Source organism: Burkholderia sp. AU16741 (genome assembly GCF_002223345.1).
GTDB classification, from domain to species: Bacteria; Pseudomonadota; Gammaproteobacteria; order Burkholderiales; family Burkholderiaceae; genus Burkholderia; species Burkholderia sola.
On the sequence record NZ_NKEZ01000005.1, the window covers coordinates 698,323 to 721,958 of the forward strand.

At 63.8% G+C, this 23,636-nt stretch carries 18 protein-coding genes, 1 tRNA gene and 3 pseudogenes; 14 read left to right on the forward strand and 8 right to left on the reverse strand.

Features of this window, described 5'->3' with window-relative positions; translation table 11 throughout:
• Window positions 1-161 precede the first annotated feature (161 nt).
• From dprA to CFB89_RS16465, 3 genes are all read left to right on the forward strand, one after another.
• Window positions 162-1,475, forward strand: coding sequence for a DNA-processing protein DprA (gene dprA / locus CFB89_RS16455; RefSeq protein WP_256979682.1), 1,314 nt, complete (start codon window positions 162-164; stop codon window positions 1,473-1,475).
• Between the two features lie 36 nt (window positions 1,476-1,511).
• Entirely contained in the window at window positions 1,512-1,892 is a 381-nt protein-coding gene (locus CFB89_RS16460; RefSeq protein ID WP_050011119.1) for a thioredoxin family protein, read from the forward strand.
• 192 nt (window positions 1,893-2,084) lie between these two features.
• A complete protein-coding gene (locus CFB89_RS16465) occupies window positions 2,085-4,682 on the forward strand; it encodes a DNA topoisomerase III (protein ID WP_089468753.1) in 2,598 nt (865 codons plus the stop codon).
• A gap of 123 nt (window positions 4,683-4,805) precedes the next feature.
• On the opposite strand, the gene CFB89_RS16470 is transcribed toward CFB89_RS16465, so the two are convergent.
• Complete coding sequence (locus CFB89_RS16470; RefSeq protein WP_089468754.1) at window positions 4,806-5,855, reverse strand: LysR family transcriptional regulator; 1,050 nt, start codon at window positions 5,853-5,855, stop codon at window positions 4,806-4,808.
• A 425-nt stretch (window positions 5,856-6,280) separates the two neighbouring features.
• On the opposite strand from CFB89_RS16470, the gene CFB89_RS16475 reads away from it, so the two are divergent.
• Window positions 6,281-7,294 carry a D-2-hydroxyacid dehydrogenase family protein gene (locus CFB89_RS16475; RefSeq protein ID WP_089468755.1) on the forward strand — a complete coding sequence of 338 codons (1,014 nt, stop codon included), beginning with the start codon at window positions 6,281-6,283 and terminating at the stop codon, window positions 7,292-7,294.
• A 51-nt stretch (window positions 7,295-7,345) separates the two neighbouring features.
• Here CFB89_RS16475 and CFB89_RS16480 read toward each other — a convergent pair whose 3' ends face one another.
• Both CFB89_RS16480 and CFB89_RS16485 read right to left on the reverse strand, forming a co-directional pair.
• Window positions 7,346-8,212, reverse strand: coding sequence for a patatin-like phospholipase family protein (locus CFB89_RS16480; RefSeq protein ID WP_089468756.1), 867 nt, complete (start codon window positions 8,210-8,212; stop codon window positions 7,346-7,348).
• 8 nt (window positions 8,213-8,220) lie between these two features.
• The gene (locus tag CFB89_RS16485) at window positions 8,221-8,625 is read right to left on the reverse strand and encodes a PaaI family thioesterase (RefSeq protein ID WP_089468757.1); all 405 of its coding nucleotides are present in this window, start codon (window positions 8,623-8,625) and stop codon (window positions 8,221-8,223) included.
• A 190-nt stretch (window positions 8,626-8,815) separates the two neighbouring features.
• Between CFB89_RS16485 and CFB89_RS16490 the strand changes: the two genes are divergently transcribed.
• From CFB89_RS16490 to CFB89_RS16515, 7 genes and pseudogenes are all read left to right on the forward strand, one after another.
• Window positions 8,816-8,891, forward strand: a tRNA-Lys gene (locus CFB89_RS16490).
• A 150-nt stretch (window positions 8,892-9,041) separates the two neighbouring features.
• Window positions 9,042-9,815: a TIGR04255 family protein gene (locus tag CFB89_RS16495; protein ID WP_089468758.1), complete on the forward strand. Its 774-nt coding sequence runs from the start codon at window positions 9,042-9,044 to the stop codon at window positions 9,813-9,815.
• A 169-nt stretch (window positions 9,816-9,984) separates the two neighbouring features.
• Entirely contained in the window at window positions 9,985-10,383 is a 399-nt protein-coding gene (locus CFB89_RS16500) for a hypothetical protein (protein WP_144030118.1), read from the forward strand.
• 992 nt (window positions 10,384-11,375) lie between these two features.
• Window positions 11,376-12,110, forward strand: coding sequence for a hypothetical protein (locus CFB89_RS16505; protein ID WP_089468759.1), 735 nt, complete (start codon window positions 11,376-11,378; stop codon window positions 12,108-12,110).
• 425 nt (window positions 12,111-12,535) lie between these two features.
• Window positions 12,536-14,227 (forward strand): hypothetical protein, encoded by a 1,692-nt coding sequence (locus tag CFB89_RS34290; RefSeq protein WP_144030119.1) that lies wholly within the window; start codon window positions 12,536-12,538, stop codon window positions 14,225-14,227.
• 94 nt (window positions 14,228-14,321) lie between these two features.
• Window positions 14,322-14,551, forward strand: a pseudogene (locus CFB89_RS35350) (IS5/IS1182 family transposase); the annotation flags it as partial.
• Between the two features lie 614 nt (window positions 14,552-15,165).
• Window positions 15,166-16,065: a DUF3592 domain-containing protein gene (locus CFB89_RS16515; protein WP_373559864.1), complete on the forward strand. Its 900-nt coding sequence runs from the start codon at window positions 15,166-15,168 to the stop codon at window positions 16,063-16,065.
• Between the two features lie 36 nt (window positions 16,066-16,101).
• Here the strand turns inward: CFB89_RS16515 and CFB89_RS16520 are convergent, their stop codons facing one another.
• Window positions 16,102-16,716 (reverse strand): CGNR zinc finger domain-containing protein, encoded by a 615-nt coding sequence (locus CFB89_RS16520; RefSeq protein ID WP_089468762.1) that lies wholly within the window; start codon window positions 16,714-16,716, stop codon window positions 16,102-16,104.
• A gap of 82 nt (window positions 16,717-16,798) precedes the next feature.
• Between CFB89_RS16520 and CFB89_RS16525 the strand changes: the two genes are divergently transcribed.
• Complete coding sequence (locus CFB89_RS16525) at window positions 16,799-17,614, forward strand: alpha/beta fold hydrolase (RefSeq protein ID WP_089468763.1); 816 nt, start codon at window positions 16,799-16,801, stop codon at window positions 17,612-17,614.
• A 30-nt stretch (window positions 17,615-17,644) separates the two neighbouring features.
• Here CFB89_RS16525 and CFB89_RS16530 read toward each other — a convergent pair.
• The 3 genes and pseudogenes from CFB89_RS16530 to phnA all read right to left on the reverse strand — a co-directional run.
• Window positions 17,645-17,935: pseudogene (locus tag CFB89_RS16530) on the reverse strand (amino acid ABC transporter ATP-binding protein); the annotation flags it as partial.
• Between the two features lie 15 nt (window positions 17,936-17,950).
• Entirely contained in the window at window positions 17,951-19,405 is a 1,455-nt protein-coding gene (gene phnY, locus CFB89_RS16535) for a phosphonoacetaldehyde dehydrogenase (RefSeq protein ID WP_089468764.1), read from the reverse strand.
• Window positions 19,406-19,432: 27 nt separating this feature from the next.
• Window positions 19,433-20,671 (reverse strand): phosphonoacetate hydrolase, encoded by a 1,239-nt coding sequence (gene phnA, locus CFB89_RS16540; RefSeq protein WP_089468765.1) that lies wholly within the window; start codon window positions 20,669-20,671, stop codon window positions 19,433-19,435.
• Window positions 20,672-20,866: 195 nt separating this feature from the next.
• Between phnA and CFB89_RS16545 the strand changes: the two are divergent.
• Together CFB89_RS16545 and CFB89_RS16550 are read left to right on the forward strand one after the other, a co-directional pair.
• Window positions 20,867-21,049: pseudogene (locus CFB89_RS16545) on the forward strand (2-aminoethylphosphonate--pyruvate transaminase); the annotation flags it as partial.
• A gap of 137 nt (window positions 21,050-21,186) precedes the next feature.
• On the forward strand, window positions 21,187-22,575 hold the full coding sequence (locus tag CFB89_RS16550; protein WP_089468767.1) for an FAD-dependent oxidoreductase: 1,389 nt from the start codon (window positions 21,187-21,189) through the stop codon (window positions 22,573-22,575).
• Between the two features lie 295 nt (window positions 22,576-22,870).
• Here CFB89_RS16550 and CFB89_RS16555 read toward each other — a convergent pair whose 3' ends face one another.
• Window positions 22,871-23,596 carry a phosphonate utilization associated transcriptional regulator gene (locus CFB89_RS16555; RefSeq protein ID WP_089468768.1) on the reverse strand — a complete coding sequence of 242 codons (726 nt, stop codon included), beginning with the start codon at window positions 23,594-23,596 and terminating at the stop codon, window positions 22,871-22,873.
• Window positions 23,597-23,636: the final 40 nt, after the last annotated feature.

Genomic DNA, 23,636 nt, shown 5'->3' on the forward strand with positions numbered 1-23,636 from the left:
CGCGCCGCATCGGCCATCCGGCCGGCTGGCGCCGCCGCCGGGATGCAATGAAGATGAGGCGGATGCGTGGCATATCAATGCCGCGGATCGCGCCTCCTGCAATCGGCCGGGCGCCCGCGCGCACGGCCCTGTCGAGTATTTCGGATGATGAAAATTTTATCATGGCGCCACGCGCTCCGCTGGCTGCCGCATTGGAGGGCAGCCTCATGTCCCCGCAAGCGCTGATGCCCGCCGCGCTGCGCGCCTGGCTGCAGCTCGCGCATGCGCCCGGTCTCCCGCCCGCCGTGCTGCAGGTGCTGCTCGAGGTATTCGGCTCGCCGGAGGCGTTACTGTGCGCGTCCGACGAAGCCATCGCCGCCGTGAGCAGCCCCGCCGCCGCGCAGGCCGTGCGCACGAGCGAGCGCGCCGATCTCGATACGCGCACGCGCGCCGCGCTCGCATGGCTCGACGGCCCGGGCAACGTGCTCGTCACGCTGAGCGACCCGGCCTACCCGCCGCGGCTGCGCGACCTGCACGATCCGCCGCCGCTGCTATATGTAAAGGGGCGGCTCGACCTGCTGCACGCACGCGGCCTCGCCATCGTCGGCAGCCGCCATGCGACGCCGCAGGGGCTCGCCGACGCCACGCATTTCGCCCACGCGTTGTCCGACGCGGGCCTCACGATCGTCTCGGGCCTGGCGCTCGGGATCGACGGCGCCGCGCATCGTGGCGGGCTCGACGGCCGCTCGGGCACCGTCGCGGTGATCGCGACGGGCGCCGATCTCGTCTATCCGGCGCGGCACCGCGCGCTCGCCCACGAGATCGCCGCGCACGGCGCGATCGTGTCGGAATGGCCGCTCGGCACGCCGGCCCGCGCCGCGCATTTCCCGCAGCGCAACCGGCTGATCGCCGCGCTCGCGATCGGCGTGCTCGTCGTCGAGGCCGCCCCGCGCTCGGGCTCGCTGATCACCGCGCGGCTCGCGAACGAACTGGGGCGCGATGTGTTCGCGATGCCCGGTTCGATCCACGCCCCGCTCGCGCAGGGCTGCCACGCGCTGATCCGCGACGGCGCAAAACTCACCGCGGCGCCGCTCGACGTGCTAGAGGAATACGGGCTCGGCGAGCCGGCCGCGCGCGCGACGGGCGGCGCGGCGCGGGCCGGCAACCCGGGCCCGACCGTGGGCGAAATTCGCGAGCCCGAAGCTGACGGCGTCGCGCAACCGGATCGCGCCGCCGCGTCCGCCGCGCCGCCCCGCATCGAAGCCCCGCCACCGGGCAACCCGTCGGAACAGGTCGTGCTCGCCGCGCTGGGATACGGCCCCGTGACGTACGAATGGCTCGCCGAGCACAGCGGCCTGTCCGACGACGTGCTGCACGGTGCGCTGCTCGCGCTGGAACTGGCCGGCCGCGTCGCGAGCGTCGCCGGCGGACGCTTCACGCGGCTTGACCCGGCGCCCACCCCGTCCGCGCGGGGCGTGCTACATTCCCCGGCATAGGGGCGGCCCGGCCGCCGACGCAACCCAAGGAATGCCATGCCCGCGCTGAATCTCGACACCGACGCAGATCGGATCGCCGAGCGCCTCGCCGATCCCGGCACGTTGCTGGTCGCGTGCCTGTGCGCCGACTGGTGCGGCACGTGCCGCGACTACCGGACCGCCTTCGACCAGCTCGCCGATGCGCATCCGGACGCCTGCTTCGCGTGGATCGACATCGAAACCCATGCCGACCGGCTCGACGATCTCGACGTCGAGAACTTCCCGACCATCCTGATCGAGGATGCCCACACCGCGCGCTTCTTCGGCACGGTGCTGCCGCACGCGGCGATCGTCGAGCGCATGCTGTCCGACCTGAGCGCGGTGCCCGGTGCGCCGCACGCACCGAAATTGCGCGACGTCCTGAACGTCGAAGCCTGAATCCGCGGGCCGGCGCGGCGGTTTGGCGCAGGTTTGCGCGCCCCGCCGCGCCCGGCGCTTGCCGCCGTTGCGGCCCCCCTCTATGATGAGCCGCTTTTTACACGCTGAGCCGCCGTCGCTGCGGCGTGTGCTATAAAGCGGTCGTAAAAGGGACCCACACCGGCGAACCCGGTCTACCAACACACACCTGTCATGTCCAAAGCACTGATCATTGCGGAAAAGCCTTCTGTCGCGAACGACATCGCACGCGCTTTGGGCGGCTTTACCAAGCATGACGAGTATTACGAGAGCGACGATTTCGTCCTTTCGTCCGCTGTCGGCCACCTGCTGGAAATCGCCGCCCCGGAGGAGTACGAGGTCAAGCGCGGGAAATGGAGCTTCGCGCATCTGCCCGTCATCCCCCCGCATTTCGACCTGAACCCGATCGCAAAAAGCGAGTCGCGCCTCAAGGTGCTCACGAAGCTGATGAAGCGCAAGGACGTCGACCGCCTGATCAACGCATGCGACGCGGGGCGCGAAGGCGAGCTGATTTTCCGCCTGATCGCGCAGCACGCGAAGGCGAAGCAGCCGGTCCAGCGCCTGTGGCTGCAATCGATGACGCCGCAGGCGATCCGCGACGGTTTCGCGAACCTGCGCAGCGATTCGGACATGCAGCCGCTCGCCGACGCCGCGCGCTGCCGCTCGGAAGCCGACTGGCTCGTCGGGATCAACGGCACGCGCGCGATGACCGCGTTCAACAGCAAGGGCGGCGGCTTTTTCCTGACCACCGTCGGCCGCGTTCAGACGCCAACGTTGTCGATCGTCGTCGAACGGGAAGAGAAAATCCGCCGCTTCGTCCCGCGCGACTACTGGGAAGTGAAGGCCGAATTCGCGTGCGCGGGCGGCTTCTACGAAGGCAAGTGGTACGACCCGAAATTCAAGCGCGACGAATTCGATCCGGAAAAGCGCGACTCCCGTCTGTGGAGCCTGCCGGCCGCCGAAACGATCGTTGCCGCCTGCCGCGACCAGGTCGGCACGGTGTCCGAGGAATCGAAGCCGTCGACCCAACTGTCGCCGCTGCTGTTCGACCTGACGAGCCTGCAGCGCGAGGCGAACAGCCGCTTCGGCTTCTCGGCGAAGAACACGCTCGGCCTCGCGCAGGCGCTGTATGAAAAGCACAAGGTGCTGACCTACCCGCGTACCGACGCGCGCGCGCTGCCGGAAGACTACCTGTCGACGGTCCAGTCCACGCTGGAGATGCTCAAGGAAAGCAACAACTATCTGCCGCACGCGAAGCAGGTGCTCGACAAGGGCTGGGTGAAGCCGAACAAGCGGATCTTCGACAACTCGAAGATCAGCGACCACTTTGCCATCATCCCGACGCTGCAGGCGCCGAAATCGCTGTCCGAGCCGGAGCAGAAGCTGTACGACATGGTCGTGAAGCGCTTCCTCGCGGTGTTCTTCCCGGCAGCCGAATTCCGCGTGACGACGCGCATCACCGAAGTCGCCGGCCATCACTTCAAGACCGAAGGCAAGGTGCTCGTCGAACCGGGCTGGCTGCAGGTGTACGGCCGCGATGCCGAAGGCGCGGACGCGAACCTCGTGCCGGTGCAGAAGGACGAGAAGGTGAAGACGGACGAAATCGCCGCCGTCGCGCTCGTGACCAAGCCGCCCGCACGCTACTCGGAAGCGACGCTGCTGTCCGCGATGGAAGGCGCAGGCAAGCTGGTCGAGGACGACGAGCTGCGCGAGGCGATGGCCGCGAAGGGCCTCGGCACGCCGGCCACCCGGGCGGCGATCATCGAAGGTCTGCTCGGCGAGAAGTACCTGCTGCGCGAGGGCCGCGAATTGATCCCGACCGCGAAGGCGTTCCAGCTGATGACGCTGCTGCGCGGCCTCGGCGTGAAGGAACTCACCGCGCCCGAGCTCACCGGCGAATGGGAATACAAGCTGTCGCAGATGGAGCGCGGCAATCTCGGCCGCGACGCGTTCATGCAGGAAATCGCCCGCATGACGCAGCAGATCGTCAAGCGCGCGAAGGAATACGATTCCGACACGATCCCCGGCGACTACGCGACCCTTCAGACGCCGTGCCCGAATTGCGGCGGCCAGGTGAAGGAAAACTACCGCCGCTTCGCGTGCACGAAGTGCGACTTCTCGATCTCGAAGATCCCGGGCAGCCGGCAGTTCGAGATCCCGGAAGTCGAGGAGTTGCTGCAGAAGAAGGAAATCGGGCCGCTGTCCGGGTTCCGCAGCAAGATGGGCCGCCCGTTCTCGGCGATCCTCAAGCTGTCCTTCGACGACGAGACGAAGAACTACAAGCTCGAGTTCGATTTCGGCCAGGACCAGGGCGGCGAGGAAGGCGAAGCGCCCGACTTCTCCGCGCAGGAACCGGTCGGCGCGTGCCCGAAATGCAAGGGCCGCGTGTTCGAGCACGGGATGAGCTACGTGTGCGAGCACTCGGTCGCGAACCCGAAGACCTGCGACTTCCGCTCGGGCAAGGTGATCCTGCAGCAGGAAATCACGCGCGAGCAGATGGGCAAGCTGCTGGCCGACGGCCGCACGGATCTGCTGCCGGGCTTCAAGTCGTCGCGTACCGGCCGCAACTTCAAGGCGTTCCTCGTGAAGCAGCCGGACGGCAAGATCGGCTTCGAGTTCGAGAAGAAGGAACCGAAGGCGGCCGCGGCGAAGAAGACGGCCAAATCGGCGACGAAGGATGCCGAAACCGTGACCGAAGGCGTCGAAGAGAAACCGGCGCCGGCACGCAAGACCGCCGCCCGCAAGACGACGGCGCGCAAGACGGGTTCGTGACGGCCCGGCCGCCGGGCGCCGCTTCGGGCGCGCCCGGCGCCGGCACGCAGCCATAAAAAAACGCGGATCGATCGATCCGCGTTTTTTATTTGCGCCGGCGTAGCGCTGCCGGGCGCCGAGCCGTTACAGCGGCGACGGCACCGCCACGCGCGCGCGCGGCGAGCGCGCCATCCGCGGCTGCAGGTTCGGATCGGTCGATTCGGGCTGCTCGGCACGCATCTCGACGCCGATCGGCGGCACCGTCGCGCTCTGCGCGGCCCATTGTTCGCCCATCGTCGCGTCGGTGGAGTGGCTGAAATGCTCGACGAGGTGGTCGATGAACGTGCGCACCTTCGCCGGCAGATGGCGCCGGCTCGGGTAGGCGATGTTGATCTCGACCTGCGGCAGCCGGAAATCCGGCAGCAGCCGCACGAGCGCGCCGCGCGCGATGTCGCTGCCGATCAGGTAGCTCGGCAGGATCGCGACGCCCATCCCGAGCAGCGCGAACTGGCGCAGCATCGCGGTGTTGTTCGCGACGATCACGTTGGTCGGGCGCACGCGCACTTCGCCGTCCGGCCCGGTAAACACACGCTCGTCGCCCCAGTATTCGGTCGGCAGGCTCAGGGCCGGGTGCTCGGCGAGCTGTTCCGGATGAATCGGCACGCCGTGCTTCTCCAGATAGCTGGGCGTCGCGCACACGGTCATGCAACCGGTGGTCAGGCGCCGCGTGACGATGCTCGCGCTACGCATCTGGCGCGTGACCACGATGCCGACGTCGAAGCCTTCCTCGACGAGATCGACCTGCCGGTCGACCAGCGTGAGATCGGGCACCACCTTCGGGAAATTCTCCGTGTACGACTGCAGCACGGGGGCGAGGTTGTGCAGGCCGAACACGACCGGCGCGACGATGCGCAGCGTGCCGACCGGCTCGTGATTGCGTGCGACGACCATCTGCTCGACGTCCTCGAGCTCGTCGAGGATCTGGCGGGCACGCTCCAGATAGACCTGACCCGACTCCGTCAGGGAGAGGCTGCGCGTGGTGCGGTTAAGCAAACGCGTGCCGAGCCGGCCTTCCAGATCGGCGACGTGGCGCGTCGCGACCGCGTTGGAGATATCCATTGCGCTCGCGGCCCGCGCGAAACTGCCGAGATCTGCAACCTTGACGAACACGCGCATCGACTGCAAATGATCCATAACGACTCCTGCCGCTGTTACAACTTCAAAAAGATGATGCAAATGCGTAATTCTCCTACGACAGCGGAAATGATGCAGAGTTGCTCAACAAGGGGCCGGTTGACGATAAAAATAGTCAAAAATCCTCGCCTTCTGCGGATACTTGATCCAATTATTCTGCTTGAAGCAACAATTGGGTGAACCTCGTCGAGTAAGCGGCCGAATCAGGAAGGACGTGTTCGATGCGACACAACAGCGCACCCCTTTGCACGGCGCGGGAGCGGCGCCCGGGGCGGCGGAAGCCGATTGCGGCGGAGCGTAACAACCTGTTAAAAAGACACCATGAAGGCGGCCGACGTTGCATCATGTCGGCCCCGGCCGGGCGAGACGGGCGCGCAAGCTGCGCCGCCGCCCTGCCGCTTTCAACGCGCGACACCCCGTTCACCATGAAAATTGCCATCCTCGACGACTACCAGGACGCCGTCCGCAAGCTGAACTGCTTCGAGATGCTCGCCGGCCACGACGTAAAGGTCTTCAACAATACGGTGCGCGGCCTCGGACAGCTCGCCAGCCGTCTGGCGGAAGTCGAGGCGCTCGTGCTGATTCGTGAACGAACCCCGATTACGTCGCAGTTGCTCGCCAAGCTGCCGAATCTGCGCATGATCAGCCAGACCGGCCGCGTGTCGAGCCACATCGATCTCGACGCGTGTACCGACCGCGGCATCGCGGTGCTCGAAGGCACCGGTTCGCCGGTCGCGCCGGCCGAGCTGACCTGGGCGCTCGTGATGGCCGCCCAGCGCCGCATTCCGCAATACGTCGCGAACCTGAAACAGGGTGCTTGGCAGCAGTCGGGCCTGAAGACGTCGGCGCTGCCGCCGAACTTCGGCCTCGGCCAGGTGCTGCGCGGCCAGACGCTCGGCATCTGGGGCTACGGCAAGATCGGCCGGCTCGTCGCCGGTTACGGCAACGCGTTCGGGATGAACGTGCTGATCTGGGGCCGCGAGCATTCGCTCGAGGCCGCGCGCGCCGACGGCTATACGGCCGCCGAGAGCCGCGAGGCGCTGTTCGAGCAGAGCGACGTGCTGTCGCTGCACCTGCGCCTGCACGACGACACCCACGGGATCGTGAAGCAGGAAGACCTGATGCGGATGAAGCCGACGTCGCTGCTCGTCAATACGAGCCGCGCCGAGCTGCTCGAGGAAAACGCACTCGTCAACGCGCTGTCGCACAACCGGCCGGGGATGGTCGCGATCGACGTGTTCGAAAGCGAGCCGATCCTGCAGGGCTACAGCCTGCTGCGGATGGAAAACGTGATCTGCACGCCGCACATCGGCTACGTCGAACGCGAAAGCTACGAGCTGTATTTCAGTGCCGCATTCCGCAACATTCTCGCGTTCGACGACGGCGACATGTCGAGCGTCGCCAACCCGGAAGCGCTGACGCCGATCCGCAAGCGCTGATCGCCACGGGCTGCGCGCGTCGCGCGGCCCGTTCCTCCCTCCGAGCGATCGTCAGGCGGCCACGCGGCCGCCCGTCATCTCGCCGACGCGCGTGAGGAAGTGCTCGCCGTCGCGCCGCCCGAGATCGTACGCATGCCGCATCTGCGACGGGCTCGTGTAATCCCAGCTCGAAATCGGCACCTTGCTCGACGGCTGCACATACAGCCGCCGCTGGTCGCCATGCGCGACCGTGAACATCTGCGGACGCGGATACAGCCGCGTGACGAGCACCAGCACGTCGCCCGGCGACGGATCGAGCGCATCGACCGGCACGTTGTCGACCATCCCGCCGTCGAGCACCGGCCGGCCGCCGCGCCGCAGCACCGGCGTGAACGGCGGCGTGCAGGACGACTGCAGGATCAGGTCGGCGAGTTCGTCGACGTGCGCGCAGGCCTGCGCGCGCACGAATTCCGGCCGAAAGCCGAGCGTGCGCCCGAGCGTCGGGTGCAGCGTCTTGCGCACGTACTTTTCGATGTTGTATGCGACGAGGCCGGCCGCGACCGCGCTGCGCGCGCCGAGCCAGCGCGGCACGTGCGACACGCCGATGCGGATCTCCGGCGCCGCGGCGAGCTTCGCGAACGGCTCGCCGTAGATGTCGAGCAGCGCCTGGCGGTAGATCCGGTAATGCGGAAACACGGGCTCCCGCCCGAACAGGTTGCCCCAGTACGCGTTCTTCCGGTTGTGGCGCAGCGCCTCTTCGTAATAGCGCATCACCCACGCGGCGTCGCGCGTATACAGCATGCAGGCGGTGGCCGCGCCGGCCGAGATGCCGGTGATCACGCGCGGGCGCAGGCCGAGGGCCGGCTGCGCGACGTCCCAGAAGCCGGCCTGCCACCAGCAGCGATTGCCGCCGCCCGCAAAGACGATCTGGTCGAACATCGCGCCGCTCAGCTGATGAGGGCGTAGGTCGACGTCGCGTGGACGGCCATCTTGCCGTCCTCGTCGAACAGCTCGACTTCGCCGAACACGAGATTGCGGCCCATCCGCAGCACGCGCGCGGTGACCAGCACGTCGCCCTTGCGCACGGGACGCATGAAGTTCGTGTTCAGCGACACGGTCGTCATCGGACGGAATTCGCCGAGCGCGGCCGAAATCGCGACCACCATCGCGGTGTCGGCCGCCGCCGTGAACACCTGGCCGCAGATCACGCCGCCCGAATGACGGAACTCGCCGGAAAACGGCAGGCGCAGCGTGACGCTGTCGTCGCCGATCGACACGGGGACCAGACCCAGCGAGCGGACCCACGGGGCCAGCAGGCGATCCAGCAATTCGCGGACTGCGTTTTCGTCCATCTTCGAGTGTCCAGAAAGCGTTGCGCGACCGCCGCGCAACGCGTGTGGCGTCATCATACCGGGAGCGCGCGAACTGCGACCGCTCGTTACCGCGCCGACAGCCGTCGTTGCCTAGACGAAATATTTTCGGGAAATTCGCAGAAAGGGCTTGCCATGCCCTGAAAACCCCGGCATAATCTTTCTTCTGTTGGGGGCGTTAGCTCAGTTGGTAGAGCAGCGGACTCTTAATCCGTAGGTCGAGTGTTCGAGTCACTCACGCCCCACCAAGAAATTCAAAGGGTTACAAGCGATTGCTTGTAACCCTTTTTTCTTTTCTGTCAACGAAGTGTCAACGCACGTTTCGGTCGACCGAGATCGCTATACGGCAACCGCAGTTCAATGCTACATTGCCGTAAAAAGTAGCATCCTCGACCATCATGACGATCTCCTTCTCCGCACCGCCTATCAATGAGGTAATCGTCGGGAAGACTTTTGAGCCACAGACTCGCCTCCTCGTCCCCTACTACGGTCGATTTTGGGAACTGATCCAGAACGACTTCCCAGGGTGCGAGCATGCCCCACTGTTGCTTGATCCCGGCGCAGAACCTCACTTCGATCGGACAACGGGCGCAATGCTCCCGCGTGTTTGGTTTGTCAGCGCGGATAAGACACGTCTTCTTCAAGTACAAAGCGACCGCTTCCACTGCAACTGGCGCCAAACCGACGGCACTCAGCCTTATGCTCGGTTTGAATCCATCTATGCTGAGTACAAGAAGTACGCTGAGCTGTTCCAAACGTTCCTCCTAGGCCAACTCAAAGCGGAGCTTGTCACACGACGATGCGAGCTCTCGTACATCAACGTGTTCCGGCAAGGACGCGAATGGAACGACTGGAGCGATTTGCAGCGGCTGTTCAAGGATGTGCGACTGCCCCCCAAGGTCGAGGGCGGCGACATTCGTGGCGCCTATCTGCAGCTTGAATATGGGTTGCCCAAAGATGCTGGCAAGCTAACGGTCTCAATAGCGAGCGCCAAGCTGACAGCTGGCGGCGATGCTATCCGGATGGAGCTAACTGCATCATCGTCGAAACCGGAACCGCATGCCGATTGGGAACATGATTGGTTTCAGGTTGCACACAAAGCTATCGTCGAAGGCTTCTGCGATCTAACGACGGACGTCATGCAGCAGACGATCTGGAAACGAGAAACATAAACCGCCGGGGAATACTATGGACGCTGCGACTTTACCGCTCTCTACTGCTAGAGACGCGGGTATTACATACGGTACCCTGCGCCGCCCCTCGTTTCCTCGTGTGCGCGTAACGCCGGCGACAACATACAACGCTGATGCCTGGTCACCGTCCGAGGAGGTGGCTATACCTGTGAACGCCACTGACTCCAGCGAGGTCGGATCGACTCCGCTCAACGTGACGTCGGAGGTCAGCCACCGCCTCTTTGAGCTGATCCGCTACTCGACTGAGGACGATGAGCCGTTACCGACGCAAGACTCCATTTCTGGCCTCTGGGCATTCTTTGATCGGTGCCCAACAGCGAAGAACCCACTTCTAACATCTGATTCCGATGGGTCGTTGGTTGCGACGTGGAGAATCAGCACCGTTTCGATGCTGAGCATTCGTTTTTTAGACCGCGCCCGCATCGAGTTTGCGTGGGCTCGGGAAGATAAGAATGGCAAGGTGAAGCGTGAGTGGGGGGAAGACCGTTGCGAGAACTTCGTCTCGTCGTTTGCGTACGCGAAAGAATTTATCGGTGGTGGCAACTAGTACGCCTAAGGCCTATTCCCTCTGAGCACCACGTCGTTCGAATTTGCAAACCGAAGTACGTACAGAATGGGGAGATCATTCCTCAGGCATTCGAGCCAGTAAAAAATGAAGGATACCTGTCTGTTCACTGGCTCGAATACATGGACGGCACGCAAACATTGCCCACCGCCTTCGATACGCTACGCGACTTTTTGGTGAGCTCCCGATTCAACGACATCAAGCCACAAAAGAGCGGTAGATTGGCCGCTCTTTGCTCAGGGGACTTGGAGAACCGTCACGAACGCGTACGATTCGTGTGCAAACACGTTCCACGCGAAGAACCCGATTTGCCCGACGGTCACGGACGTCAATTCACGGACCCCGGCTACGATCCACACGCTGGAGTCTATACCCTGCCGTGGAGCGGGGCCGAGCAATTGGCCGTCCAACAGTACTTACTGTCAAAGGTTGTGTATCACGAAGCCGGCAAGAAGTGACTATCCCCTCAGTAATCACAATGTCTCTCAAGGGCAAAGCTCATGCCTGAGCCCCCGAAAGTTGAATATCATCGATCATGTCTGGTCTCCTTTCTTCTTGGCGTGCTAGCGACCATCAATGATGGTCGGCGTTCATCACGTGTTTAACGAAGCTTGACGGTGTCAACTGTGGTCGTCATACGCGAAAGGCGGCCTTGGGACTGGAGCTGGGCGGTCACGTAAGAAAACTTTGTGCAATTGTCGACAATGCTTGATCTGTTGTCGACTGCCCGCACCTGGCTGCGCGCGAAAGTTTGCGGAATGCGCATGGCCACCGACCCGTAAATCAGTGAGCTTCCTTCGACCTCGAACGGCAGTTGGCCCTCAGGCGCCTTCGGGGCCTCTTCCCGAGGTTTACCGGTCAGTCAGTCACAAATGACATGACGCCCCCACGGGAGTTTAAAGCCGAGCCGTTTCGAGCCGATAAAGCGGAAGTGCCAACAAATCAGATGCCTTCCAATGTCTTTTCGTAAAACCATGGACCGCCTCTTCGGTCGATTGCCTGTCCCGTTGCTGCCGCACCAGACCCGATCATTCAAACTGCCCGATCTGCCCAAACGTCAGGAAGACATTGGTGACTACCGGGAGCACTTGGCGCACGCTGCAGCGTTCACAAGACACTGCGGATTCGAGGCGCCAGAACTCGCGTGGCATGTCGGTGACGTGCTGACCCCCGACGGGGCTTTCGCATGCGAGGCTGCGCAGGCGAGTGGGGTCTCTGATTTTTCCGGATCGGCGGGGCAGTGTCTGAAGTGGTGTCACTACCTGCAGCCTTACTTCGAGCAGGTACTAGGGGTGCCCGTGTGGGTCACGATCGGTCAGCTATGGGCGTACGGAAAGTCTGTGTTCCATCCAGACTGGGATGATCTGCGACGATGGAGCCGGTCCGGCATCGATCCCCTTGAGCTCGCGATACAGGGGCGCGACGGTATCAACCTCCACGCGTGGCTTACGGTCGCCTCTGGCGAAATTATCGAGCTGAGTCTGCTCAGTTCGCTCGCGCGGGTGCGGCCGAGCGAGCGCGCGCTAAGCGGGGCAATCACGTGGGGACACAAGGACGGGGGCATCGAGCAACACCGCTATCTGCCCATGACGGTTGGCTCGGCCATCGCGGAAGCCATTGGAGGGAATCCGGCGTTTCCGCTTCTTGCTCGCAGCAAGGAGGACCTCGCGACTATACCAGCGGTCGGCGTCCTGTACCCGATCGACTGAGAGGGACCGCCGGCTCGCCGCCAGCAATATGAGGTCCCATCTGTCAGAAATGGCTGCGGACCTGTGGGGCATATCGACGGGCGTCTCTACTCGAATCGCCCGCTGTTAGAGCACCAGTGCCGGTCGGATTAGTAAGGGATGCTTTCCCGCCATTCGCAGGTCGACGGTCGCGAATGACATTTCCCACCGAAAGGGAATGCGTGTTGCGACCCCTCTCAACCATTCGACATCGATCGTCGCAGCGGCTGCTTCCGGACCCACAGGAGTCGTTTGAGGAACTGACCGAGGCGCGAGATAGCCGCCAAGCCGCTGGATGGCTGACATGTCCTATTTGATAATGCACACATGCTCCTGTCCATTACGCCTGAAGAAAAGCAGTATTTTCAGGAGAGCCCTCTCTAATATGAGCCGATACGGTTAGAAATATGTCCAAAGAAATCATTCAAGAGCTTGATCGCGCTATCGAGGAAGAGCTTTCCGCTCAAGTGGAAAAGCTGGAAAACGCCAATTGCTCACGCACGTTCTTCGGCAACTTTGTTGAACTGCTCTACGCCCAGGATTTTGCGGCGGGCGAACTGTATAGCGCTTCTCTCGAAATCGTTGGAGGCCGTCTTCCAATAAATTGCGACGGACCCGTTACAAAAAATATCTCCCGGGTTCTCCGTGAAGCCGCAGAATTCGGTGCTGCATATCACGTTTTGCGGGATTACATTTATTATTTCTACGCGAATCCAGCATCCATTGCTTGCAAAAAAACCAAAGACTGCTTTCTCGTGTCGGTAAAAGATCGCTCATTTTTAAGGCAAGTCGTTCATGAGCGACAAGTTTTCGCGATGAACTCACTTGAGCGCCTCAAAGGGAAATTAGATAAGCTTGACTCAAAAGCTTTGGCAGGCACGAAACACTGGGATATTGACAACCCGATCGTCGTCGAGCAACTTGATCTTATCCAAGCCGAGGTCGGAATCAAGGTCGACTCCTACTTTTCTTACATTCCCAACGACTCTAAGATCGAGATGGGAGGATTTTGCTATGCTGATCTACTTAAAGTTTACAAAGAATTGCTTTTCCTCAGCCTTTACGAGCGTCGCTTTGCGTCAGCAAACAAGATACCCGCAGTCATTCACTACACAATGCAGGAGATACGAGATGGCATATCACACGGGACAGGCGTGACTCCTGTCGCATGCGAGCTTGCTCTTAAATGCATCGCTGCCGCCTCGCAGGAATCGTTCATATGGGATCAAAGTCAAGGCACATTTCATTTACTGCCCAACACTTTTTCACTTCGCGATGGGCTTGGAGCCACATTGCGCATGTACGCGACCAAACACAGCAAGCGATTCTTAGCAGACTTTGCTGGACCGATCGGATCAGCTCTAGTCGAACGAATTGATGCGCACTTCCTGATTCACAAAAATTTTCGAACCAGAACCGAGATTAAGCTCCAATCTTTCAACAAGGATTTGCCCGATATCGACTGTCTAGCTGTTTCATACGAGCCATCGCTAGGATTTCACGCCTATATCTGCGAGGCCAAGAACAACCTCCCCGCAAAATGGGCCAAGGATTTCCTTAAGGGCTCAGGAGAAGGTGGATATCTGGAAAAGGCACTGAATCAAATTGAAAAACTGAAGGCTTTTCTCTCTACACAGGAAGGAGCCATTTATTTGCGCGCTTTAGCTGAGAAAATGTTCGCACACCTTGACTTAAAGAGTCTCTTTCCAACGGGATTCGTAATATTGGTCGACTATATCGTGGTCACGTCCCAAAATATTGGCGTATCCTACCCCGACGAAAAGACGACCATTGTTGATGCCGATCTACTCCAGCACATTATCGAGAATAGCGATGGGGATGTAAACTATATGCAGGCCACCCTTCGCAAATGGCACGAAACCGTAGATCAGAGTTATAGATTGTCCCGTATGTCGACCATGGCATCTGGTAAAAATATCAAATTCGACGTTGCGCAATTCAAAAAACTGATAAAACTAAGGCCAAACTCCTATCTTTCCAGTGGTTGGTTGGAACGAATCGAGACGGAGTCGTTGGAAACCGGATACCGATTCATCGATACGCTAGCCATGCCAAGCAATGACGCAAGCGAAGGCTAACGAAACGCCGCAAATTCGGTGCCGATCCGCGTAGCGTGAGCGACGGTGGCCGGGAAACGTCGTATTTACGAAGCAGCTCGGGTTGGAATTGAGCATGTCGACCAAGAGGGCGCGCAAGCGCGGGTTTTTGGGAGGGGTGTGGAGCGAGTGGTGCCGTGGAGGGCAAATCGTCGAGCTGCACTATCCAGACAGAAGGCCCCCCTGCCGTTAGCGATTGAGGCGATGCTGTCCATTCACCAACTGCAGCAATGGTTCGCGTTGAGCGATCCCGCGAAGGAAAAGGCGCGGCATACCATGCCCGTGCTTCGTGAGTTCACCAAGCTGGACGACGCGTCGGGCCGTCCGCTAGCCTAGCGTCCCATGACCGGGCGCGGCGATCGTCTCGGGCAAGCGGCCGACGCAAAAGGCATAAAGCGACTCTGACTGCAAAGCATACTGTGCCGGAATTGTGACACGCTGCGTCCGAGCACCCCATGTTTAAGGTTGGATGAGATTGGGAAGTATTGGCGGCAAGCGAAGCAAGTGTTTGATTAACAAAGAATATAAATCAACCAGTCCAGTCTCTTAATCCGTAGGTCGAGTGTTCGAGTCACTCACGCCCCACCAGGAATTCCAAAGGCCGGTCAGCGAAAGCTGACCGGCCTTTTTCCGTTCTGTCGCGCCCCACTCGCGACGCATATCTTCCGCGCCGGTACGCGAGCGCACGCCCGTTGCGCATCGTTTCCGCTAGAATCGTCCGACAAATATCACACGACCGGCGCCACGCATCGTCGTTGGCCCGCCGGCACTGAGAGAGCATGGGACGTCAGACATGGAAGCATGTGAACGACGCGCGACCATTCAGAGGGCATGGTTGCGCCAATATCGGTCCGTCCGTCGCGATGGGCCGCGCACCCGGGCACACCCGAATCCGTGCGATGCACGAACCGGATCGCGTCATGCCGGGTAAGGACGCGCTGGTCGCGCTGACGATCGGTGTCGTCCTGTTCGTGCTGGCCGGCGTACTGGCCATCACCGCCAGCCGGGAACCCGGCCATCTGGTCCGCGCGCCGGGCACGGTCGTGCGCATCGTCCAGGACAGCGATGCGATGCGCGCATATCGGCCGATCGTCGCGTACCTCGCGAACGACGGCCAGCGCCGCGAAGTCGCCGGCAATACCGCGTCGACGGTCCCCGCCTATGACATCGGCGAGAACGTCGACGTCCTGCTCGACCCCGACCACCCCGAGCGCCCCGCGCTGATCGACGATTTCACGCAACGCTGGTTTCCGGTGGCCGTGCCGGCGCTGCTCGCCGTCGCGTCGTTCGCGATCGGCGGCCTGCTGATTGCCGGCGAGCGTCGTCGCCGGCAATCGGACCCGGCGCCGCCGCGCGCCGCACGCAAGCGGGGACGACGCCGCTGGGATGTCGCGATCGTGCTGATTCCGATCGCGATCGGCACGGGCTTCCTCGCCGGCGCCGGCGCGGCCGGCCTGCATCAGTGGCAGATCGTCCACCACTATGCGCGCTCGACCGGCCACGTGGTCGAGATCGCGAAAAACGGGCGGTCACGCACGACGCTATATTCGGCCGTCGTCGCGTTCACCACCGACAGCGGGCAGCTGATCACGTTCGCCCAGGGCCCGGCGTCGTCGCACCCGGGCCTGCACGAAGGCGATGCGGTCAACGTGCTGTACGATCCCGTCACCCCCGAGCGTGCGCTCGTCGACCGCTTCTGGGATCGCTGGGGCCTCACGGCCATCCTGTTCGCGATCGGTGCGCCGTTCCTTGCAGCCGGGCTGTTCATCGCCGCGACGTTATGGCCCGACCACCACCGTCCGCACGAAGCCGCTCAATGACGCACGCGCGGCGCGGCACGCGGCACGACGTGCGCGTCAGCGCTCCCTGAACGCCTCCACCTTCGCGCGATTTCCGCACGTGCGCATGTCGCACCAGCGCCGCCCGACACCGCGGCCGCGATCGACGAAGAACCACGTACACCGGCCGCATTGCCGCACGCGCGCGAAATCGTCGCTGCGCATCAGATCCTCGAAGCCGAGCGCGACCGCATCGATCCAGCGCGACGCGGCACGCGCATCGGGCCGCCACGCGAAGCGGCCGCCGATGGCGTCGAACGCGCTGCGCCCGATCGCGTCGCGGATCGCCACCGCGAGCCGGTCCGCCGCGCGCGCGCCCGCGCTGCCGCCGCCTTCGGCCGTCAGATACGCGATCGCCGCGTACGCGTCGTCGCGAAAGCGGTGCAGCGCCGCCAGCTCGTCGGGGCCGTCCTGCCGAGGATGGCGCAGCAGCCGCGCCAGATCGTCCGGCGCCAGCAACCCCGCCTTCCCGGCCCATGCACGCACGGCTGGCCAGTCGACGAGCTTGTCTTCATCGCGTGTCTTGCCCGTGTCGGCCACCGTGTTGAGAAAGTCGAGCGCCGGATGGCCGCCGACGAAATCGGCCGCGCGCCAGTCATGCCCTTGTCGTGCCGGGTCGGATCGAGTAACCATTTATTTTCACCTATTCGGTTTCATATCCGGACAATCCGGCGTAACCTGTTAATAACCAAAACAGGTTATCACGGAGAAGCCGATGCTCGAACTCCCGAACCGCTTCACTTTCGAAGGCTACCGGATTGCATGGGGCACGCTCGGCGAAGGCCCGCCGCTCGTGCTCGTGCACGGCACGCCGTTTTCGTCGCAGGTATGGCGCCGGATCGCGCCGTGGCTCGCGGGGCGCCATCGCGTGTATTTCTACGACCTGCTCGGCTACGGGCAGTCCGACATGCCGGACGCCGACGTATCGCTGGGCCGCCAGAACGTGCTGTTCGGCGCGCTGCTGAATGAATGGAAACTGTCGCGGCCGCGCGTGCTCGCGCACGACTACGGCGGCGCCACCGTGCTGCGCGCGCACTTTCTCGACGGCATCGCGTATGCGGATCTCACGCTCGTGAATCCGGTCGCGATCGCGCCGCAAGGCTCGCCGTTCGTGCGCCACGTCGCGCAGCACGAAGCCGCGTTCACGGCCTTGCCCGCGTATGCGCACCATGCGCTCCTGTCGGCCTATATCAGCCAGGCAGTCGCGCGACCGTTGAGCGACGACGCGCTGTCGGTCTACCGTGAACCGTGGCTCCCGCCGGCCGGGCAGGCCGCGTTCTATCGCCAGATCGCGCAGATGCGCCAGCGCTACATCGAGGAAGCGGAGGGCCGCTACGCGCCGCCGGATTTTCCGGTGCGCATCGTATGGGGCGAGGACGACGTGTGGATTCCGCTCGAGCAAGGGCAGGCGCTCGCCGACCGCATCGCGAACGGCCAGTTGATACGGGTCCCGAACGCGGGCCATCTGGTTCAGGAGGATGCGCCGGAAGCGATCGTCGCCGCCGTGCTCGATGGGTACATGCCCGGCTGAGCATGACCGTATCGCGCACCGCGTGCCGCGTCAGAACCCCGGCACGCGTTGCGCGCGCGTCGCGACGAACTTCGCGGTGCGCGGGTCGCGCGGTCGGCAGAACACGTCGCGCGATGCGCCGGCCTCGACGATGCGGCCGTCGGCAAGGAACCCCGCATCGTGCGCGATCGACGCGGCCAGACGCAGGTCGTGCGTGGCCATCAGCATCGTCTTGCCCTCGCGCGCGAGCTGGCGCAGCACCTCGACCACTTCGACGGACAGATCCGGATCGAGCACCGACGTCGGCTCGTCGCTCAGCCGCACCTGCGGAGACGGCGCAAACGTCTTGCACATCGCTTACCACGGCAGCGAATACGTCTTCGTATTCGTGAAGCTCTTCATCGCTTCCTGCACGCCTTCCTTGTACCCGAGGCCCGAATCCTTCACGCCGCCGAACGGCGTCAGTTCGAGCCGATAGCCGGGCACCTCGCGCACGTTCACGCTGCCGACTTCCAGCTCGGTGATGAAGCGCGTGATGTGGTCGAAGCGGTTCGTGCACACCGACGACGACAGCGCGTAGTCGGTGCTGTTCGACATCCGGATCGCTTCGTCGATGTCGCGAAAGCGCATGATCGGCGACACCGGGCCGAAGGTTTCATGCTTCACCAGCGGCATGTCGGGCGTCACGCGATCGACGACGGTCGGCGAATACAGCGCGCCGTCGCGCACGTTGCCGACCAGCAGCCGCGCCCCGCGCGCGATCGCGTCGTTCACCTGCCGCTCGCAGAACTTCGCGGCCGCTTCGTCGATCACCGTGCCCATGTCGACCGACGGATCGGACGGATTGCCGTACGACCACGCGCGCGTCTTCTCGACGACGAGTTCCGTGAAGCGATCGGCCACCGCCTCGTGCACGAGCATCCGCTTGATCGCCGTGCAGCGCTGCCCCGAATTCCTGTACGAGCCCGACACCGCGAGCGTGCTCGCTTCGTCGAGATCGGCATCTTCCATCACGATGATCGGATCGTTGCCGCCGAGTTCGAGCACCGCGCGCCGGTAGCCCATTCGCGCGGCGATCGACTTGCCGATCGACACGCCGCCGGTGAACGTGATCATGTCGATCGCCGCGTTCGTGATCAGCTCGTCGGCAATTTCCTTCGGGTCGCCGGTGATCACCTGCAGCATCCGCGGCGGCAAGCCGGCTTCGTACAGGATGTCCGCGAACAGATAACACGACAGCGGCACCTTCTCCGACGGCTTCACGACGATCCGGTTGTTGGTCGCGACCGACGGCACGATCTTGTGCGCGACCTGGTTCATCGGGTGATTGAACGGCGTGATCGCCGAGATCACGCCGAGCAGCGGGTCGCGCTGCGTGTACACGCGGCGCTTCTTGCCGTGCGGCGTCAGATCGCACGAGAAGATCTGCCCGTCGTCCTTCAGCACTTCGCCGGCGCCGAACGTCAGCACGTCGGCCACGCGGCCGGCTTCGTACGTCGAATCCTTGACGCACAACCCGGCCTCGGCCGTGATCAACGCCGCGATCTCCGCCGTACGCGCACGCACGACGTCGGCCGCGCGGCGCAGGATCGCAGCACGGTCGTGACGCGTGAGCGTCGGCCGGTATGCACGCGCGATGGCGAAGGCGCGGCGCACGTCGTCGAGCGTCGCCTTCGGCGCGGTACCGACCAACGCGCCGTCATACGGGTTGCGTACTTCGATCACCGCGTCGCGGTAGATCTTTTCACCATCGATTCGCAGTGCTTCGCGACGAAGCTCGCGAACATCCGTCGATGCTGCCATGGCGTTCATGACTGTCTCCTGGCGGATGCGTCCGCGTCACTGCAGATGGTTGAGCGCGATGTCGAGGATGTCGAAGTTGCGCAGCCGCGCGCGGCCGGTGACGTGGGCCGCGACCGGCTTGCTGAAGATCAGCGGCACGATCTGCTCGGAGATCCCGCCGTGCGAGCGCAGCGGCACGTCGAGGCCCGACAGGTCGTGCTTGATGCGGCGCGTGCCGAGCACGACGTCCTGCTTCGAGATCACGATCAGGTCGCCCATCCGCGCGGGCGGCAGCTCGAAGCGCGCGCAGCCTTCGGCGCCCGTCAGTACGACCTCGATGCCGTCGACCGCGGCGAGCCGCGCGCGCAGCGCATCGGCATCGGGCGTCGCCGGCACGTAGACGGTCGCGAACGAACCGAGCGCGCCGTGGTGCACGACGTACGGATCGGTGATCGGCAGGATTACGCGCGCCGCATCGTGGCCGAGCCATTCGTCGAACAGCTCCTGCAGGTAGATCACGTTCGGCTCGCCGGTCGCGTCGTCGTGCTTCGCGTTCATCCCGTGATCGGCGGTGATCGCGACGATCGCGCCGAGTTCGTCGAGGCGCTGCAGGTAGGTGTCCATCATCGCGTAGAACGCGTTCGCGCCGGGCGTGCCGGGCGCGAACTTGTGCTGCACGTAGTCGGTGGTCGACAGGTACATCAGGTCGATCGGGCGCGTCTCGAGCAGGCGCACGCCGGCCGCGAACACGAATTCCGACAGATCCGCGCTGTACACGCTCGGCAGCGGCTTGCCGACCAGCTCGAGCACGTGGTCGATGCCGTTTTCGGCGACGCTCGCTTCGTCGGCCTTCTCCGACGAGAAGCAGATGCCCTTGAGCCCCTTGCCGAGCAGGCGGCGCAGCTTGTCCTTCGCGGTGACGACCGCGACGCGCGCCCCCTGTTCGGCGAAAGTCGCGAGCACGGTGGGCGCGACGAGGTACTTCGGATCGTTCATCAGCACCTCGGCGCCGGTGTCGCGATCGTAGAAGTAGTTGCCGCTGATCCCGTGGATCGCCGGCGGCACGCCGGTGACGATCGACAGGTTGTTTGGGTTCGTGAAGCTCGGCACCACGCACTCGCCCTTGAGCGCCGTGCCCGGCTTCAGCAGTGTGCGCAGGAACGGCGCGACGCCGGCCTCGGCGGCCTCCTCCAGATATTCGTATGCGCAGCCATCCACGCAGACGACCACCACGGGCCGGCTCATCCAGTTGTAGCGGCGGCCGTTCACTTCCACGGATACAGGCGTTTCGGTCATGACGTTCGTTCCTTTCCGATCGAAGGGGTGAGCCGTCGGCGCCCGCGCCGCGCCGAAGGGAAGTGTTTTCAGGCTTGACATTAAAAGGGATGATTTGTAGATTGTCAACAACATGCAAAGAACAGAAAGCAAATGGCTGACAGGTGAGGAGCATGAAGGGGGCGAGTACCCGGCCGTCTCGTGGCGCAGCGCGGTTTTTATCAGGCGGTCAAAAAGCGCGGCTACATTCGGTGTCGGCGCAAGCTCGCCGAGGTCGACGCGTTCCGCGTGGGCTGCATCGGCCACTTCGGCGAAGCCGGTATGCCGGGAGCAGGCACCGCGAGCGCCGACACACTGAACGCGATGAGCCGCCGCCTGTCTGCGGGCGCGGTGGCCTGACTCGACGAATCGGGCCCCCAGGACGGCGCGCCGGCGTGCATCGCGGTGTGGCGGTGTCGGTTTCGCGTTCGCACTGGTTTTCGTTTTTGCGCCGTGTGCGGCACGGCAACCTCCCATCCTCACTGATACCACACCCGATGCGCCCCTTCTGGATCGAACAAGCGCTGTTCAACGACGGCGATCTCGCCCCCGCGCTGCAAGGCGCGACGCAAGCCGACGTGTGTATCGTCGGCGGCGGCTTCACGGGCCTCTGGACCGCGATCCAGGCGAAGCAGCAGCACCCCGCGCTCGACATCGCGATCCTCGAGGCCGACCTGTGCGGTGCCGGCGCGAGCGGACGCAACGGCGGCTGCTTGCTCACGTGGTCCGCGAAATTCCTGACGCTGCGGCGCCTGTTCGGCGAAGCCGAGGCGATCCGGCTCGTGAAGGCATCGGAAGCGGCCGTGCAGCACATCGCCGATTTCTGCCGCGCGCACGACATCGATGCGGAGCTACGGCTCGACGGCACGCTGTACACCGCGACGTCGCGCGCGCAGGTCGGCACGCTCGCGCCGGTGCTCGATGCGCTCGCCGCGTGCGGCATCCACAGCTACGAACCGCTGCCGCCCGCCGAAGTCGCGCGCCGCTCGGGCTCCGCGCGCAATCTCGACGGCGTGTACTCACCGATCGCCGCGACCGTCCATCCCGGCAAGCTCGTGCGCGGGCTGCGCCGCGTCGCGCTTGCGATGGGCATCCGGATCTACGAGCGCACGCCGATGCTCGACTTCGCGCCCGGCCAGCCGGCCGTCGTGCGCACGCCGTCCGGCAGCGTGAGCGCGGGCAAACTCGTGTTCGCGATCAACGCATGGATGGCGAGCCGCTTCCCGCGGTTCGAACGGACGATCGCGGTCGTGTCGAGCGACATGGTCATCACGGAGAAATGTCCGGATCTGCTGGAGAAGACCGGCCTCGCGGACGGCGTGTCGGTGCTCGATTCGCGGATCTTCGTGTACTACTACCGCACGACCGTCGACGGTCGGCTGATGCTCGGCAAAGGCGGCAACACGTTCTCGTGGCGCAGCCGCATCGCGCCCGTGTTCGACCGACGCTCGCCGTACGAGGCGCAGCTCACGCGCAGCCTGCGCGAATTCTTCCCGACGCTTGCCGGCGTGCCGATCGCCGCGAGCTGGAACGGGCCGTCGGATCGCTCGGTGACGGGCTTTCCGTTCTTCGGCCGCCTCGACGATGCGCCGAACGTGTTCTACGGCTTCGGCTATTCGGGCAACGGCGTCGGGCCGACCTACATGGGCGGGCAGATCCTGTCGTCGCTCGTGCTCGGCCTGGACAACGCGTGGACACGCAGCCCGATCGTGCGCGGCCCGCTCGGCCATTTCCCGCCGGAGCCGATCCGTTATGTCGGCGCGCACGTCGTGCGCAACGCGATTCGTCGCAAGGAACGCGCGGAGGACGAGAGCCGTCAGCCGTCGGCTCTCGATACGTGGCTCGCGAAGTTTGCGAGCGCGGCGGGGAAGGCCGACAAGGCGTGACTAGATCATTCGGATCACGTATCGAATCGCCTGCCGCGCAGGCGGACCGCGTCGCATCACGGTACGATTGGCGATCTCGTCAATCCATCTGAAGAATGATGCGCTTTCTGCTGTTCGCCGCGCTCGTCGTGACGATCGGTGCGTGCTCGAAATCGAGAGATGGAAAATGGACGGCGCTTCGTGACATGCCGGCGATCACCGCATTCGGCCGGCATCATCAACGTCGAGCGAAGCGACAGCCGTGATCCGGCCGCTCCGCGGCCTTTGAACGTGCGGTGACCGGTAACGCGACAGCTTACGCGCCGGCTTTCTCCCGCGCCGCCTTGCCCGTCGCCGGCATCCCCTGCTCATGCGTGCGACGCATCCGCGCGAGACCGTGCGCGACGTGCTCGCGCACGAGCGCGACGGCCTTGTCCTCGTCGCCGGCCGCGAGCGCCTGCACGATCTTGTCGTGCTCGGCCGCCGACACCGCGATCGCCCCCTTCTCGGCCTCGATCGCCGCCTGGCGCAGCAGGCCGAGCTGGCGCACGAGCCGCCGGTAGGTATCGGTGAGATGCGTATTGCCGACGCCGACCACCATCGCGTCGTGGAACTGCACGTTCAGCTCGGTATAGCGCGTGACGTCGCGCGTCTTCGCGGCATCCTTCATCGACTGGATGATGCCTTTCAGCACTTTCAGCGTATCGGGCGAGATGCGCTTCGCGAGCGCGCGCGCGACCGACTCGTCGAGCATCGCGCGCACTTCGTAGATCTCCTCCGCCTCGCGCAGCGGCACGACGCGCACGGTCACACCGCGGTTCTTCTCGTTGCGCAGCAGGCCGGCCTGTTCGAGCGCGCGAAACGCTTCGCGCACCGGGCCGCGCGACACGTTCAGCTTCGTCGCGATATCGACTTCGTTCAGCTTTTCGCCCGGCGCGTATTCGCCGGACACGATTGCACGCTCGAGCATGTCCTGGACGATCATCGCGAGCGACTGGCTTTGCAGGAGTTCGATGGCGCTGAGCGCGTTCGGGGCAGTCATGAGTAGGCGGGAGCGGGGCTGTCGGTGAAAACGAGGGCGC